Source organism: Lacticaseibacillus porcinae, from assembly GCF_003946305.1.
In the GTDB taxonomy this organism is placed as follows: Bacteria; Bacillota; Bacilli; order Lactobacillales; family Lactobacillaceae; genus Lacticaseibacillus; species Lacticaseibacillus porcinae.
On record NZ_RHNS01000009.1, the window covers coordinates 24,705 to 39,846 of the forward strand.

At 47.7% G+C, this 15,142-nt stretch carries 15 protein-coding genes; 11 read left to right on the forward strand and 4 right to left on the reverse strand.

Annotation, left to right across the window (positions count from 1 at the left end; translation table 11 throughout):
* Nucleotides 1–181: 181 nt before the first annotated feature.
* From EKM92_RS08270 to EKM92_RS08295, 6 genes are all read left to right on the forward strand, one after another.
* On the forward strand, nucleotides 182–1,219 hold the full coding sequence (locus EKM92_RS08270; RefSeq protein WP_125709745.1) for a sugar-binding transcriptional regulator: 1,038 nt from the start codon (nucleotides 182–184) through the stop codon (nucleotides 1,217–1,219).
* Between the two features lie 38 nt (nucleotides 1,220–1,257).
* Entirely contained in the window at nucleotides 1,258–2,280 is a 1,023-nt protein-coding gene (gene gap / locus EKM92_RS08275) for a type I glyceraldehyde-3-phosphate dehydrogenase (protein ID WP_056964825.1), read from the forward strand.
* A gap of 209 nt (nucleotides 2,281–2,489) precedes the next feature.
* Nucleotides 2,490–3,680, forward strand: a complete 1,191-nt coding sequence (locus tag EKM92_RS08280) for a phosphoglycerate kinase (protein WP_125709747.1) — start codon at nucleotides 2,490–2,492, stop codon at nucleotides 3,678–3,680.
* An 84-nt stretch (nucleotides 3,681–3,764) separates the two neighbouring features.
* On the forward strand, nucleotides 3,765–4,520 hold the full coding sequence (gene tpiA / locus EKM92_RS08285) for a triose-phosphate isomerase (RefSeq protein ID WP_056964829.1): 756 nt from the start codon (nucleotides 3,765–3,767) through the stop codon (nucleotides 4,518–4,520).
* Nucleotides 4,521–4,589: 69 nt separating this feature from the next.
* The gene (gene eno / locus EKM92_RS08290) at nucleotides 4,590–5,906 is read left to right on the forward strand and encodes a phosphopyruvate hydratase (protein WP_054715364.1); all 1,317 of its coding nucleotides are present in this window, start codon (nucleotides 4,590–4,592) and stop codon (nucleotides 5,904–5,906) included.
* 53 nt (nucleotides 5,907–5,959) lie between these two features.
* Nucleotides 5,960–6,520 carry a dihydrofolate reductase family protein gene (locus EKM92_RS08295; protein WP_420812572.1) on the forward strand — a complete coding sequence of 187 codons (561 nt, stop codon included), beginning with the start codon at nucleotides 5,960–5,962 and terminating at the stop codon, nucleotides 6,518–6,520.
* 39 nt (nucleotides 6,521–6,559) lie between these two features.
* On the opposite strand, the gene EKM92_RS08300 is transcribed toward EKM92_RS08295, so the two are convergent.
* Both EKM92_RS08300 and EKM92_RS08305 read right to left on the reverse strand, forming a co-directional pair.
* Nucleotides 6,560–7,222 (reverse strand): DUF421 domain-containing protein, encoded by a 663-nt coding sequence (locus tag EKM92_RS08300; RefSeq protein WP_125709749.1) that lies wholly within the window; start codon nucleotides 7,220–7,222, stop codon nucleotides 6,560–6,562.
* A gap of 3 nt (nucleotides 7,223–7,225) precedes the next feature.
* Entirely contained in the window at nucleotides 7,226–7,690 is a 465-nt protein-coding gene (locus EKM92_RS08305; protein ID WP_125709751.1) for a DUF3290 family protein, read from the reverse strand.
* Between the two features lie 128 nt (nucleotides 7,691–7,818).
* On the opposite strand from EKM92_RS08305, the gene EKM92_RS08310 reads away from it, so the two are divergent.
* From EKM92_RS08310 to smpB, 5 genes are all read left to right on the forward strand, one after another.
* Nucleotides 7,819–9,378: a ClC family H(+)/Cl(-) exchange transporter gene (locus tag EKM92_RS08310; protein WP_125709753.1), complete on the forward strand. Its 1,560-nt coding sequence runs from the start codon at nucleotides 7,819–7,821 to the stop codon at nucleotides 9,376–9,378.
* Nucleotides 9,368–9,721, forward strand: coding sequence for a hypothetical protein (locus EKM92_RS08315; protein ID WP_125709755.1), 354 nt, complete (start codon nucleotides 9,368–9,370; stop codon nucleotides 9,719–9,721). Before EKM92_RS08310 ends, EKM92_RS08315 begins: the two co-directional genes overlap by 11 nt.
* 72 nt (nucleotides 9,722–9,793) lie before the next feature.
* Nucleotides 9,794–10,030: a preprotein translocase subunit SecG gene (gene secG / locus EKM92_RS08320; RefSeq protein WP_125709757.1), complete on the forward strand. Its 237-nt coding sequence runs from the start codon at nucleotides 9,794–9,796 to the stop codon at nucleotides 10,028–10,030.
* Nucleotides 10,031–10,128: 98 nt separating this feature from the next.
* Nucleotides 10,129–12,540: a ribonuclease R gene (gene rnr, locus EKM92_RS08325; protein WP_125709759.1), complete on the forward strand. Its 2,412-nt coding sequence runs from the start codon at nucleotides 10,129–10,131 to the stop codon at nucleotides 12,538–12,540.
* 15 nt (nucleotides 12,541–12,555) lie between these two features.
* A complete protein-coding gene (gene smpB / locus EKM92_RS08330) occupies nucleotides 12,556–13,029 on the forward strand; it encodes an SsrA-binding protein SmpB (RefSeq protein WP_125709761.1) in 474 nt (157 codons plus the stop codon).
* 56 nt (nucleotides 13,030–13,085) lie between these two features.
* Here smpB and EKM92_RS08335 read toward each other — a convergent pair whose 3' ends face one another.
* Together EKM92_RS08335 and EKM92_RS08340 are read right to left on the reverse strand one after the other, a co-directional pair.
* The gene (locus tag EKM92_RS08335; protein ID WP_191988951.1) at nucleotides 13,086–13,811 is read right to left on the reverse strand and encodes a class I SAM-dependent methyltransferase; all 726 of its coding nucleotides are present in this window, start codon (nucleotides 13,809–13,811) and stop codon (nucleotides 13,086–13,088) included.
* 89 nt (nucleotides 13,812–13,900) lie between these two features.
* Nucleotides 13,901–15,088 carry an SAM-dependent methyltransferase gene (locus tag EKM92_RS08340; protein ID WP_125709763.1) on the reverse strand — a complete coding sequence of 396 codons (1,188 nt, stop codon included), beginning with the start codon at nucleotides 15,086–15,088 and terminating at the stop codon, nucleotides 13,901–13,903.
* Nucleotides 15,089–15,142 lie beyond the last annotated feature (54 nt).

A 15,142-nucleotide genomic window follows, 5' to 3' on the forward strand; every position in this document is an offset into this window, starting at 1 on the left:
ATTTGTGTGAAAGCGTGCGCCTTTCAGCGTAAATCACTTGCACGCAATTTCAGGGATTGTTATAATAGTGACGTTGGTAGGGGAGTACAGCGTTGGTCTGAGATTCCTAATTTTTTTGCCTGACATGGGTCGGCTTACGACTACGTTGGACAGACAACGACCCACAGAAGAAGGATACGACATGCAATCTGAATTCGCCTGGATCGAAGCAATCGCACCGGATCTCGTCGGCGTGGTCACCAAACGTTATCAGATTCTGCAATACATTAACTGGTTAGCCCCAGTTGGTCGGCGCACTTTAGCCGACCAAATGAAAACCTCTGAACGGGTTTTGCGAACGGAAACGGATTTTCTCCGGCAACTCGGTTTGATCGAAACTTCAAAGTCAGGCATGGTGCTGACAGGCAAAGGCCTTGACGTGTTCAAAGGTTTGGAAACGTTGATGAACCAATTGCTTGGTTTTAAAGAAGACGAGAAGCGTTTGGCCGCAAAGTTGGGGATCGATCATTGTTTGATCGTCAACGGCGATGCCGATCAAAGCGTGCGAGTCCTCGATGAAATGGGCAAATTGCTTGATTCTACCATGCAAGTGTTACTGCCAGCCGGTCGGTTGACGGTAGCCGTGATGGGCGGATCAACCATGGCGCGAGTCGCCGGTCAATTGACTTATAAGCTGTCAGCAGGACGCGAATTAACGTTCGTTCCTGCTCGCGGTGGGGTCGGTGAAGCCGTCGCGATTCAAGCGAATTCCGTGGCTGCTAGCATGGCAGAAGCGACAGATAGCCGTTTCAAAGTGTTGTACATTCCTGAAAATGTGAGTGAACAAACTTATCAACCACTTTTAAAAGAACCTGCCGTCCAAGAAGTGTTACAAATGATTGACAATGCGCAGGTCGTGATTCATAGTATAGGTGATGCATTGGTGATGGCAAAACGTCGCGCAATGACACCAGAGGCCTTAAAGAAGTTGCAAGCACAACATGCAGTTTCTGAAACCTTCGGGACATTCTTTAATGCCCAAGGGGAGGTCATTTACAAGATCCCAAGAATCGGCTTAACGATCCCGGATCTTGATCATATCCCGTATGTGTTTGCCGTTGCCGGCGGTGCTTCCAAAGGCCCTGCAATTGCCGCATACATGCACTCCGCACCAGCACGGACGTGGTTGATCACGGACGTGGGTGCTGCAAATTCGATTTTAACTGGGGAGACCCGTTAGAATAAAACTCTTTATTTCCTAAAGGAGGAAATTTTAGCATGACTGTTAAAATTGGTATCAATGGTTTCGGCCGCATCGGTCGTTTGGCATTCCGTCGCATCTTCGAATTAGGCACTCAAAGTGACGACATCGAAGTTGTTGCGATCAACGACTTGACCAGCCCAGCAATGTTGGCTCATCTGTTGAAGTACGACTCCACTCATGGCACTTTCCCGGGCGAAGTTTCCGCGACCGACAACGGTATCGTTGTTAACGGTAAGGAATACCGCGTCTATGCTGAACCACAAGCTCAAAACATTCCGTGGGTTAAGAACGACGGCGTTCAATACGTCCTCGAATGTACTGGTTTCTACACTTCTGCTGAAAAGGCCCAAGCTCACTTGGATGCCGGCGCAGAACGTGTATTGATCTCTGCACCTGCTGGTAAGATCCGTACTATCGTCTACAACGTTAACGACAACGACTTAACTGCTGACGACAAGATCGTTTCCGCTGGTTCTTGCACCACTAACTGCCTTGCACCTATGGCTTACTTCTTGAACCAAGAATTCGGTATCGAAGTTGGTACTATGACTACGGTTCATGCTTACACTTCCACTCAAATGCTTTTGGATGGCCCTGTACGCGGTGGTAACCTCCGTGCTGCTCGTTCCGCTGCTGTGAACACTATTCCTCATAGCACTGGTGCCGCTAAGGCTATCGGTATCGTTATCCCAGAATTGAACGGCAAATTACAAGGCCACGCCCAACGTGTCTCTGTTGTCGACGGTTCTTTGACTGAATTAGTTTCCATCTTGAAGACTAAGAACGTCACTGCTGACCAAGTTAACGAAGCAATCAAGAAGCACACTGTTGATAACCCTTCATTCGGTTACAACGCTGACCAAGTTGTTTCCTCTGACATCATCGGCACTACCTTTGGTTCTGTCTTCGATCCTACCCAAACTGAAGTTACCACTGCAGGTGACTACCAATTGGTTAAGACCGTTGCTTGGTACGACAACGAATATGGCTTCACTTGCCAAATGATCCGTACCTTGCTGAAGTTTGCTACTCTGTAATCTCTGATTACTAAGTAGGCTTCATGCGCTTTGAAGAGGGCGGAGGGAATTCTCCCTCCGCCCTTTTTGCTTGAATAGGCACCGCGGCATTTTAACCGCGGTGTTTAGATGATCACACCATCTTCATGATTTGATCATCTAAGCATCGTGGAAAAAATGCTGAATGGTGTTGTAATAAGATACATCCAATATTAGGAGGGTTTTATTCAATGGCGAAATTAATCGTTTCCGACTTGGACGTCAAGGACAAAAAAGTTCTCGTTCGTGTCGACTTCAACGTGCCGATCAAAAATGGTGTTATCGGCGATGACAACCGTATCGTGGCTGCTTTGCCTACGATCCAATACATCATCGACAACAACGGTAAGGCAATCTTGTTCTCTCACTTGGGCCGCGTTAAGACCGAAGAAGACAAGAAGGAATTGTCCTTGCGTCCAGTTGCAGAACGTTTAAGCGAATTACTCAAGAAGCCGGTTACTTTTGTACCAGCTACTCGCGGTAAAGAACTTGAAGATGCGATCAACAACATGAAAGACGGCGACGTTTTAGTTGTTGAAAACACTCGTTTCGAAGATCTTGACGGTAAGAAAGAATCCAAGAACGATCCTGAACTTGGCAAGTACTGGGCTTCCCTTGGCGACTTATATGTCAACGATGCCTTTGGTACTGCGCACCGTTCCCATGCTTCCAACGTTGGGATTTCTTCCAACATGCCACAAGCAGCTGCAGGCTTCTTGATGGAAAAGGAAATCAAGTTCTTAGGCGATGCAGTTGAAAACCCTAAGCACCCATTCGTTGCTATCTTAGGTGGCGCGAAGGTTTCTGACAAGATCGGCGTGATCTCCAACTTGATCGAAAAAGCTGACAAGATCCTTGTCGGTGGTGGTATGACTTATACCTTCTACGCTGCTAAAGGCTTGTCCATTGGTAAGTCCTTAGTTGAAACTGACAAGATCGACTTAGCTAAGCAAATCATCGCAGAAGCTGGCGACAAGTTAGTTCTGCCTGTTGATAACGTGGTTGCCACTGAATTCTCTAACGACGCCCCTCATAAGGTTGTTGAAGGTGACATTCCTGATGGCTACATGGCATTGGATATCGGCCCTAAGTCTGTTGCAGAATTCAAAGACGTTTTGAAGACTGCTAAGACGGTGGTTTGGAACGGCCCTATGGGTGTGTTCGAAATGCCTAACTATGCTAAGGGTACCCTTGAAGTCGGCGAAGCCCTCGGCGACTTGACTGATGCCACTACGATCATCGGCGGTGGTGATTCCACTGCTGCTGCTAAGCAACTTGGCATCGCACCTAAGATCACCCACATCTCCACTGGCGGTGGCGCTTCTCTTGAATACCTCGAAGGTAAGGAATTACCTGGTATCGCTGCTATCACCAACAAGTAATTTTTCCAATTTAACAAAAGCCTGCTAGCGGCTGGCGTTTGATTGAGAAAATTGTGAACTGATCACTCAAAAGGAGATTTACACATGCGTACACCTATCATGGCCGGCAACTGGAAAATGAACAAGAATCCTAAGGAAACTGCAGAATTCTTGGACGGCGTTAAAGGCAAGTTACCAGCATCTGACAAAGTTGAAACCATCATTGCAGCACCTGCAATTGATTTGACCACTTTGGTTGCTGGCGCTGAAGGCACACCTTTGAAGACTGCGGCTGAAAACAGCTACTTCGAAAACGAAGGTGCCTTCACCGGCGAAACTAGCCCTAAAGCATTGAAGGAAATGGGTCTTGACTATGTTGTCATCGGCCACTCCGAACGTCGCGGCTACTTCCACGAAACCGACGAAGATATCAACAAAAAAGCTAAGGCAATTCTTGCCAACGGCTTACTTCCAATCATTTGCTGTGGCGAATCTTTGGAACAACGCGAAGCCGGCCAAACGAACGACTGGATCGCTTACCAAGTTGCTGGTGCTTTAGTTGGCTTGTCTGCTGATGACGTTAAGAAGTCTGTCATTGCTTACGAACCAATCTGGGCCATCGGTACTGGTAAAACTGCTACTGCAGACCAAGCCCAAGAAGTTGTGGCTCACGTCCGTGCAACAGTTAAGAAGTTATATGATGCAGAAACTGCAGACGCTGTTCGTATTTTATACGGTGGCTCTGTTAAGCCTGCTAACGTTAAGGAACTCATGTCCAAAGAAGATATCGACGGCGGCTTAGTCGGCGGTGCTTCCATGGACCCAGAATCCTTCGTTGCCTTGGCTAACTACCAAGACTAATTTCAAACGTTTCACGTTCGAAATTGATCCCAATTCAAAAATTTTCCCATATTAAAAGGAGAGAAATTCATGTCTATCATTACTGACGTTTTAGCACGCGAAGTCTTAGACTCCCGTGGCAACCCAACTGTTGAAGTTGAATTATACACCGAAGATGGCGGCTTTGGCCGTGCCTTAGTACCATCAGGTGCTTCCACTGGTGAACACGAAGCGGTTGAATTACGTGACGGCGACAAGTCTCGTTTCGGCGGCAAAGGTGTTTTAAAGGCTGTGGGCCATGTCAACGACGAACTTGCTAAAGCAGTTATCGGCTTAGACGTTACTGACCAACGCCTCATCGACAAGACCATGATCGAAGCCGATGGTACTCCTAACAAGGGTAAGTTCGGTGCCAACGCCATTCTTGGTGTTTCCTTGGCTGCTGCGCGTGCCGCTGCTGCTGAAGTTGGCTTGCCATTGTACGAATACCTTGGCGGTCCTAACGGTCACGTTCTTCCTACTCCTATGATGAACGTTATCAACGGTGGTGCTCACTCCACTAACACGATCGACTTCCAAGAATTCATGATCATGCCTGTTGGTGCCAAGACTGTTCGCGAAGCCATCCGTATGGGTTCCGAAACTTTCCACGCTTTACAAGCCCTCTTGAAGTCTAAGGGTGACATCACTTCCGTCGGTGACGAAGGTGGCTTCGCTCCTAACTTGAAAGACAACGAAGAAGCTTTCGAATTCTTAGTTGAAGCGATCACTAACGCCGGCTACAAGCCAGGTAAAGACGTTGCTATCGCCTTTGACGTTGCTTCTTCTGAATTCTACGATCCAGAAACTAAGCGTTACACTTTGAAGTGGTCCGATCCTGACACTTCTTACAGCACTTCCGAATTCATCGACTTGATCGCTGGCTTCGTTGCTAAGTACCCAATCGTTTCTATCGAAGATCCTATCGACGAAAACGACTGGGAAGGCTGGCAAGAAATCACCGCTAAGTTGGGCGACAAAGTTCAACTTGTCGGCGATGACTTGTTTGTTACCAACACCGACTACCTGAAGAAGGGTATCGACATGGGCGTTGCTAACTCCATCCTCATCAAGTTAAACCAAATCGGTACTTTGACTGAAACTTTCGAAGCGATCGAAATGGCTAAGGAAGCCGGCTACTCCGCCGTTGTTTCCCACCGTTCTGGTGAAACTGAAGACACCACGATCGCTGACTTGGTTGTTGCCACTAACGCTGGCCAAATCAAGACTGGTTCTATGAGCCGTACTGATCGTATTGCCAAGTACAACCAATTGATGCGTATCGAAGACGAATTAGGCACTTCTGCTCAATACAAAGGTCGCCAATCCTTCTACAACGTTAAAGAAGTTAAGAACTACAAAGGTTAATTCCTAGTAGCCTAACTGGAAAAGCCTCACGCTGGACGCAGCGTGAGGCTTTTTTGTGGTATCATTTTGAAAATGATTGGAGTGGTTTGGTGATGCGACCGGTTTACTTTTATGGCGCAATGTCGTTAGACGGGTATTTAGCCGATGATCATGATGATTTACAATGGTTGTTTGATACCGATCTTGGGGGAAAGTCCACCTATCCTGAGTTTGAAGCCTGTATCGATACCTTGGTGATGGGGCGGGCGACTTATGATGCCACGCTGAGCATGTTAGGTGATGAGCCGTTTTATCCAGGGATACGCAAAGTCGTGTTCACGCATACTGAGCGTGAGTCACAGCCCGAAACAGAATTTGTCAGTGGTGATGTTGTATCGATAGTGAAGAAACTTCAACAGCAGTCGGGTTCAGGGATCTGGATCGTTGGTGGCGGTCAGTTGGTGGCGACATTGCTTGAAGCTGGGCTTTTCTCAGAAATGTGGGTGCAAATTGCGCCGGTGTTGCTTGGACATGGCAAGCGCCTATTTCCTGAAGGGGATTATTCACAGCGGCTTCAATTTATTGACCACACGCAAATGAGCGAGTTAAACGAGTTACACTTCAAATTGAATTGATTCAAAAGGCCTCACGCATTCGTTGCGTGAGGCCTTTTGTTAGGCTTGAGGTTTAAAATTAGGGCGATCATAGGCGGCGATGATCAAATGATTCTGAGTGTAAGTTGCCATGTACACTTGCTTTGGTGAATAACCTTGATCATGAAGTTGTTGCAGTAACCACGATTCATCTTTATCGATCAAATTCAACGCATCGTCATCAATGCGACCATCTAAAATCACCGGTAGCCGCAACCCAGCGTCTTCCTTGGTGATCACGGTCAGTTGACCGTTGCGCTCAAGAATTGCACGACTGATCTCGGTGATCGCAGGGGCACCGGTGGAACGCAATTTATCTGCTAAGACGTTGGCAGAGATCCCGGCTTTGCTGGCGTTGTCGACCAGCACTTGACCATTTTGAATCAGTAATACCGGTTCGCCATCGATCAATTTCCGAAAAATCGCATAATGATTGCTTAAATATTTGCTGATCACCACGATCAAGGTCCAAATGATCATGACATTGAGAAATTGCAAAATGGTGATGTCAGTATTGTAAATGACACCGCCGATAATGCCCCCAAGGACAAAGTTTTGGAGTTGATCAACAATGGTGTTAGGCGCGAGGTTACCGCGGCCAGTCAGTTGGATCTGAGCGATGAAGACAATAAAGCCGAGTAATAATTTAATGGCTGTGGATAAGTATAAGTCTTGTAAGATCATGAGTTAATCCTCGATGTAAGTGACATGGTCAGAAACCAAATGCGTGCGGTTGAGTTGATAGCTTTTCCCATTGGGGTCAACTGTGATCACGTAAGTTTGTTTGCGGTTGCGGTTAAGTTGGATCAACAAACCCGAATACACACTTTTGTCGCTGGCGTAAACTTGTGAGGTTTTGAGGTGTTGATTTTTAGCGATGCTCGTCAACAAGGTGGTAACGGCTTGGGAGTTTTTCAACGCACTGCGGTTAGCTTGAACGTCGCGAGCTTGAATGCCGATGGTCAACAAGACGATCAATTCAATGATGATCAATAAGTCGCGATATTTGGTTAAGTTGCGATCGCGAAGCCGCACAATGAAGTACCCAGCGATCAAGGTGATGCCGATCCCGATGATGACGTACCGCAAGATCCCTGGCCAAAAGGCTTGCTGACTGAGGGCGTGGTAGCTGTAGAAGGTAGTGGTTTGCATGATGACTCCTTTCGTCGACTGATTAAAACTATTATACGACGTTTGGCAACCATGAAAATTAAAGTGAGTTTTTCCTGTTCCCACCGTTCTTTGCTATAATGAAAACAACAAGTGTCATGGGGGCAAACATGGAAGCAGTACGTGCAAAAATTGATACCACCCGCTTGAAGTTCGTGCTTCAAGGCTTGGTGGTCGGCTTATTGACCGGGGCAGTGATCAGTACTTTCCGCTTTGCCATCGAGCGCGTCTTAGTGTTCATGCAAGCAATCTATCGCCATCCCACACCAATGAAGTTAGGTTTGGTGTTGGTGGGGATGATCATCTTGAGTTTGATCGTTGCCGCCTTACTCAAAAGCGAACCCAATATCTCTGGTTCTGGGATCCCGCAAATTGAAGGCCAGCTCGCTGGGGAAATGGATTTCCACTGGTGGTCGATTCTTTGGAAGAAATTCGTCGCTGGGATTTTAAGTATCGGCCCAGGCTTATTTCTCGGTCGCGAAGGCCCGTCGATCCAACTTGGTGGTGCCGTCGGTCAAGGGGTTGCCGAAGGGTTGAAAAAACATGGTGCAGATCGCCGGATTTTGATTGCATCAGGGTCTGCGGCAGGGTTAGCGGCAGCGTTTAATGCGCCGATCGCGGGGACTTTGTTCGTTTTAGAAGAAGTGTATCACAACTTCAGTCCTTTGGTGTGGATCACTGCGCTAGCCAGTGCCTTAGGGGCAGACTTTGTGTCGCTGAATGTGTTTGGTGAAGTGCCAGTGTTGCACTTGGTGTACACTCGCAGTATGCCAGTGAGTTTATATTGGCATTTGATCGTACTAGGCATCGTGCTCGGGTTGCTAGGATATTTGTATCAGCGGGTATTGCTAGCGATGCCAGGTTGGTACGCTAAAACGCATATCCCGCGTTACTTACAAGGCATTATCCCATTTATCTTGGTGATTCCCATGGGACTGTTCATGCCTAGCATTCTCGGCGGCGGGAATGGTATGATCGTCGGTTTTGGCCGCGTGGTACCGAGCTTAACGGTATTGCTGGTGATTTTTGCCGCACGGTTTATTTATTCGATGATCTCTTACGGTTCAGGTTTGCCTGGCGGGATCTTCTTGCCGATCCTCAGTTTAGGTGCGGTGATTGGGGCAATTTACGCGGTGTTCATGGTGCAAATCGGATTGTTGCCAAAAGTGTATGTGATGAACTTGATCATTTTCTCAATGGCAGGATACTTTGCCGGTATTGGGAAAGCGCCATTCACGGCGATTTTATTGATCACTGAAATGGTAGGGAACTTAACGCATTTGATGCCGATGGCGGTGCTTGCCCTAGTCGCTTATATCGTGGTCGATGTCTTAGGTGGCGCCCCGATTTATGAATCGTTGCTCCGCCGCATGACGGTACCGAAGCAAATCGAATCGATCCATCGTATGGATCGCCTGGAATTGCCCGTGTTTGCAGGCTCCAAGCTTGAAGGGTTGCAAGTGCGCGACTTCTCATGGCCGAAGCAAACGCTGCTCATCGGCATCAACCGCGGGGAGAATCAAATTATTCCTCATGGCGATACGGTGATTCGCGCCGGCGACACCTTAGTCTTGTTGACTGATGCCTCGCAGCGCGCCAAGATCCGCGCCAAAATTCAACATTTAGCCGCCCACATGACCAAATCAGAAGGAGTTCATCATGCACATTGAAGCCTTAAACCGCCTGCAAGCTGCGGAATACGTCAAATGGCATTACTTTGGGGATGCCAGCAACGCGAACTTAAACGACGCCGAACAAGTCAGTGAATTCACTGAGATTTTCGCTGATAACGGGTTAGATTATTTTGCCGTCCTTGTAGAAGATGAACTTGTCGGTGTGTTAAGTTTTGAATTTCCTAATGGTCAGATCACCATGAGCGTGAAGCTGGCGCCACAAGCCATCGGAATGTTGAAAACTGATGAACTCGTGCAACTCGGCAGTGCGTTCGGACAAGCGCATTATCATGACGACGATGCGGTGCAAATCGCCTCAGTTTCACCAGCGGAAGACTAGCCACATCGCGCTTTGTGTGATAATCTATAAGTTAGTAGTCAGTCGCGCCACGGCGCGTTCAGGAGGAAGATCTTGCAGAATTTATTTACGACGTTGTTGATCATTGATTCGATTTTGATCGTGATCGCAACTTTAATGCAGCCTAGTAAGCAACAAGATGCCTTAAGCGCCTTATCCGGTGGCGCTACCGATTTGTTCGGCAAGCAGAAATCACGCGGGTTTGAAGCGTTTATGGAAAAAGTCACGGTGGTACTTGGGGTATTATTTTTCGCCTTTTCCATCGTGCTCGTCTATCTCGCATCGCACTAGCCAAAAGTCTCCTGCAACGGTAGGAGACTTTTTTTGAGACAATTCGACAATTCAGCTGCTCTGAATTGGACATTTACAATGAAAACGAGGGACCACACATGACCACAGTCGGCCACATGAGAAATGAATTACTCGCCGCATTCCGGCGTAACCCACAAATCGCCTTTTCCACAGCCAGCCTCAACCGCGCGTTGAAGTTGACTGATGCTGAAGACTTTAAAGTTTTAGTCCAAGCGTTAACCGGACTAGAAAATGATGATTTGATCCACAGCACTGGCGAAGCGCTGTTTCAATTAGGCGGCAAACCTGCCGGCCATTTGGAAGGCATTTTCCATGGCAACGAAAAAGGTTTCGGCTTTGTTGCCGTTGAAGATGAAGAAAATGACTTCTTTATCGCCCCACCTGCCACTAAATTTGCTTTAGACGGGGACACCGTTGAAATCAACGTGACCCGCAAAGCCCGCCCTGGCGACTCTCGCGGCTCTGAAGCTGAAGTCGTCAAAGTGCTTGAACGCAAGATCACCCGCTTAGTCGGTGAATATTCGCCATTATCTGATGGGGAAAAAGAACGCACCGGCTTCATCGGCGTGGTGGTTTCGCATGAAAAGAAACTCAAAAACTACCCAATTTTTGTTAAAGACACTGGCATGATCCCAGAACTTGGCGACATGTTGATGGTTGAAGTCACGGCATATCCAGACCGCGATCATCCTAAAGCGATGCAAGGGATCATTTCCGAAAACCTTGGGAACAAAAATGATCCTGGTGTTGATGTCTTATCTTTGGTGTTAGCTAACGACATTCACACCGAATATCCAGAAGACGCCATGGCGCAAGCCAATGCCATTCCTGATCACGTCACTGATGAAGACCGGATCGGCCGCCGCGACATCACTGATCAACCAGTGGTCACTATCGATGGCGACGACTCTAAAGACTTCGACGATGCGGTGGTTGCTTGGAAATTACCGAACGGGAACTACCATTTAGGGGTGCATATTGCCGATGTGTCTTATTATGTCACTGAAGGTTCACCGCTTGATAAAGAAACATACGATCGTGGCACGTCAACTTACTTGACTGACCGCGTGATCCCAATGTTGCCATTCCGCTTATCTAACGGTATTTGCTCATTGAACCCAGATGTTGATCGCTTGGCCATGTCTTGTGATATGGAAATTACCCCAGAAGGTAAAGTCGTCAACCACGACATTTACCAATCTGTGATCCGTTCGCACGGCCGTTTGACTTACAACAACGTCAACAAGATGATCACTGACCATGATCCGGAATTACGTGCCAAGTACGCAGATCTGGTGCCAATGCTCGACTTAATGGGCGAAATGCATCAGATCCTTTACAAGATGCGCCATGATCGCGGCGCCATCGACTTTGAAGAACACGAAGCCAAGATCATTGTCGACGAAAATGGTCACCCAACCGACATCGTTTTGCGTGATCGTGGTTTGTCTGAACGGATGATCGAATCGTTCATGTTGGAAGCCAACGAAACCGTTGCGGAACACTACAACAAGTTGCACTTACCATTCTTGTATCGTGTCCACGAAACCCCAGATGACGACCGCATCAAAGACTTCATCGACTTCTTAGCAACATTTGGGATCACGGTGCCGATCAAACCTGGTGCCAAGCTGACGCCGAAGATGTTGCAAGAAGTCAACACCAGCGTTCAAGGCACGCCAGAAGAAATGATGGTCAATGTCAAAATGTTGCGGAGCTTGAAGCAAGCGCATTATTCTGAAGATCCACTTGGGCACTTCGGGATCGCGGCAGAATACTATTGTCACTTCACCTCGCCAATTCGCCGTTATCCAGACTTGATCGTCCACCGCTTGATCCGCTCTTATGCGACCCAAGGCGCTGGTGAAGATAACCAAGCTAAATGGTCAGCAAAGTTGCCTGACATCGCGGTGCAAACTTCTGTCCGTGAACGTCACTCCATCGACGCTGAACGCGCCGTTGACGACTTGAAGAAGGCTGAATTCATGGAAGATAAAGTCGGTGAAGACTTCGATGCTGTGGTTTCAGGGGTCGCAGGCTTTGGGATGTTTGTGGCCTTGCCAAACACCGTTGAAGGTTTGGTTCACATTTCCCGGATGAAAGACGACTACTACGCTTTTGTTGAAAATCAAATGGCGTTAGTCGGCGAACGTTTCCACAAGATCTATCGCATCGGCCAACCAGTCAAGGTGCATTTGGATAACGTCGATGTGGAACAACGCCAAGTCGATTTCTCGTTGATCCCATCTGATGACACACCAAAGACAGATATCGTTGTCAAGCGTGAAACTCGCAGTCGTGGTCAAAACCACAGCGACGGTCCTCGCAACGGCAATCGCAATGGTGGCAACCGTAACAACAACAATAACCGCGGTGGTAACAACAATCGCGGTCGCAATAACAACAACAACCGTGGCGGCAGCCGGCCTTTTAACAAGCTGGGCGACCAATTGCGTCAAGGCGGCCAACGCGGCGGGAACAAACACTAGAAAAGAGGGGTGCTGATGGCCAAGAAAATGAAGCCGAAGCCAGATAACCTGTTGGCCCAAAACAAAAAGGCCTATCACGATTATAATATCCTCGAAACTTATGAAGCTGGCGTTGCATTAACTGGGACTGAAATCAAGTCTGTGCGCGCTGGCAAAACCACTTTGCGCGATGGCTTTGCGCGTGTCCGCAACGGTGAGGCATGGCTTGAAAACGTGCATATCACGCCATATGCAGAAGGCAACCAGTTTAACGTTGATCCGATGCGTAACCGTAAGTTGCTGTTACACAAAAAAGAGATCCGCAAACTGGAAGTCAGCCTCACTGAAAAAGGTTTGACTATCGTCCCATTGCGTATGTACCTCAAACATGGCTATGCTAAAGTATTGATCGGTGTAGCGCAAGGGAAGAAGAATTACGACAAACGTGAAAGCTTGAAGCGTAAAGATCAAGAACGCGATATTCAACGCGCGATGAAAGATCGCTATTAAATGAAAACAGCATCAACACCTTGAATTGATTGAGGGCGTTGATGCTGTTTTTGTATTTAGGCTTTGATCGCTTTGATCAACAACATTTGGGGGATGCGTTGCCATTCCGGTAGCGGCTGGCCGGCAGGTGTGGGTTCACCTTGAGGCTCAATGACATTGTTTAAGGTCATCCCGTTGTTGAGGATGGCTTCAACGATGGTGCTGAAGGTATGATGATATTTCGTCACGGTATGGCCTAAGAAATTCGTTTGGCGTGCTGATTCGTTAAAGTAGTGATCCATCGGCCAATATGTTTGCTGCGTCTGTTCGTCCTGGCGCCAAGTTTGCGAGCCTTCTGCGGTGAAAATGGGATGCTCGATGGAAAAGACTAAAGTACCTTGAGACGTCAACATGGCGCTGATATGGTGCATCACAGCGTTGAGGTCTTGAATGTAATGCAAGGCCAATGAACTGATCACCACATCATAAGTTTGCGGCGCTTCAAAATAAGTCGCGAGATCACCAAGCTGGTAAGTGATCGGAAGCTTCGGGTCGGTATCTTTTCGCGCTTGTTCAAGCATTTTCGTTGAGTTGTCGATGCCAGTGACCAGCATTGCGCCATGAGTCGCAGCATAGCGACATTGCCAACCGTAGCCACAACCTAGATCAAGGACGGATTTGTCGGTTAAATCTGGGAGTAGGCGTTTGAAGTCAGGCCACTCACCAGCACCTGCCAAGCCGTGTTGACTACGAGGCATTTTTGCATAGTCTGCGAAAAAATCAGGATCATCATAAATTGCCATCAGTAGTTCTCCTTTGAATTGAATCCGGATACATGATAACAAACCAACCAAAAAACCGCCAGCAGCAACGCTACCAGCGGTTCAAAAACTTAATCATACATATATTCGCGAGTCTGTGGCAAACCAGTACCAGAAGGCCCTTTAGTTAACAAATATTGAATGACATCAATGTTGCCTGATTCAAAACTTGCAGAACATGCTTGTAAGTACAGATCCCACATGCGAGTGAATTCTGTACCCATCATTTTAACCACGTCTTCGCGGACATTGTTGAAATTGTTGCGCCACAATTCCGTGGTACGTTGATAGTGACGACGCAGTGGTTCCAAATCAGAGATCTGCAAGTCAGCAGCGATGATGTGGTCGATGTTTTCAGTTAAGCCTGGGACATAGCCACCTGGGAAGATATAGGTGTTCAACCAAGCGTTGTTGGCGCCGCCTTGTTGACGGGTGATGCCGTGGATCAACGCTGAACCATTAGGCTTCATGAGCTTGGCGACATCTTTGAAGTACAAGCCGAGGTTTTCTTTGCCGACATGTTCGAACATGCCCACAGAGGTGATGTAGTCAAATGGTTCATGATCGATTTCACGATAGTCGCAAAGTAACACTTGTGCGTGATCTTGCAGGCCCATTTCGTTGATCTTGTTTTGAACGAACTTGAGCTGTTCTTCAGAAAGCGTGACCCCAACCACATCCAAATGATATTCCTTAGCAGCCGTCAACATCAACGTACCCCAACCGCAGCCGATATCTAAGAAGGTGCGACCAGGTTGCGGGTTAAGTTTGCGCAAGATATGTTCGACTTTGTTACGTTGAGCGGTTTCTAGATCATCATGCCAATCATCGAAGTAGGCACAGGAGTAAGTCATGGTTTTGTCGAGCCACAAGCGGTAGAAATCGTTGCCGATATCATAATGGGAGTGGATATCTTGTTGCGACTTTTTTTCAGAATGCGATTGTTTAGGTAAAAATTTACGCAAGGCGGGGTTCTTCATGAACGAGCCGGCGCTTTCGTACGCTGCCGTCAAAAGGGTTTGCAGCGGGCGATGATGGACGCTAGACGTCACGTCGATGATGCCTTTTTGATACGCTTCACCTAAAGCCAACGAAGCATTCTTCATCACCGCTTTAAGCGGGACTTCTTCGTGGAAAGTGACTGTGATCTCTGGGTCGCCGTCGCCGTATGTCTGCTCCGTTTGGTCCCAATATTCAACTTTGACTGGGATGTTGAAGGAGTGGGCGAACATCTGGTGGTAAAACTGCTTGGTTAACATGGTTGCCTCCTCATTCGGTTGTGCGATAAGCAATACCTCGCACAGGTTATTACC

What these genes read in the sequence shown, in the direction of transcription:
- EKM92_RS08305 (WP_125709751.1), bottom strand. Translation starts at nt 7,690, where the DNA reads ATGCAAACCACTACCTTCTACAGCTACCACGCCCTCAGTCAGCAAGCC.
- tpiA (WP_056964829.1), top strand. Translation starts at nt 3,765, where the DNA reads ATGCGTACACCTATCATGGCCGGCAACTGGAAAATGAACAAGAATCCT.
- EKM92_RS08335 (WP_191988951.1), bottom strand. Translation starts at nt 13,811, where the DNA reads ATGGCAATTTATGATGATCCTGATTTTTTCGCAGACTATGCAAAAATG.
- rnr (WP_125709759.1), top strand. Translation starts at nt 10,129, where the DNA reads ATGACCACAGTCGGCCACATGAGAAATGAATTACTCGCCGCATTCCGG.
- EKM92_RS08310 (WP_125709753.1), top strand. Translation starts at nt 7,819, where the DNA reads ATGGAAGCAGTACGTGCAAAAATTGATACCACCCGCTTGAAGTTCGTG.
- EKM92_RS08270 (WP_125709745.1), top strand. Translation starts at nt 182, where the DNA reads ATGCAATCTGAATTCGCCTGGATCGAAGCAATCGCACCGGATCTCGTC.
- EKM92_RS08280 (WP_125709747.1), top strand. Translation starts at nt 2,490, where the DNA reads ATGGCGAAATTAATCGTTTCCGACTTGGACGTCAAGGACAAAAAAGTT.
- smpB (WP_125709761.1), top strand. Translation starts at nt 12,556, where the DNA reads ATGGCCAAGAAAATGAAGCCGAAGCCAGATAACCTGTTGGCCCAAAAC.
- EKM92_RS08340 (WP_125709763.1), bottom strand. Translation starts at nt 15,088, where the DNA reads ATGTTAACCAAGCAGTTTTACCACCAGATGTTCGCCCACTCCTTCAAC.
- gap (WP_056964825.1), top strand. Translation starts at nt 1,258, where the DNA reads ATGACTGTTAAAATTGGTATCAATGGTTTCGGCCGCATCGGTCGTTTG.
- EKM92_RS08315 (WP_125709755.1), top strand. Translation starts at nt 9,368, where the DNA reads ATGCACATTGAAGCCTTAAACCGCCTGCAAGCTGCGGAATACGTCAAA.
- eno (WP_054715364.1), top strand. Translation starts at nt 4,590, where the DNA reads ATGTCTATCATTACTGACGTTTTAGCACGCGAAGTCTTAGACTCCCGT.
- EKM92_RS08300 (WP_125709749.1), bottom strand. Translation starts at nt 7,222, where the DNA reads ATGATCTTACAAGACTTATACTTATCCACAGCCATTAAATTATTACTC.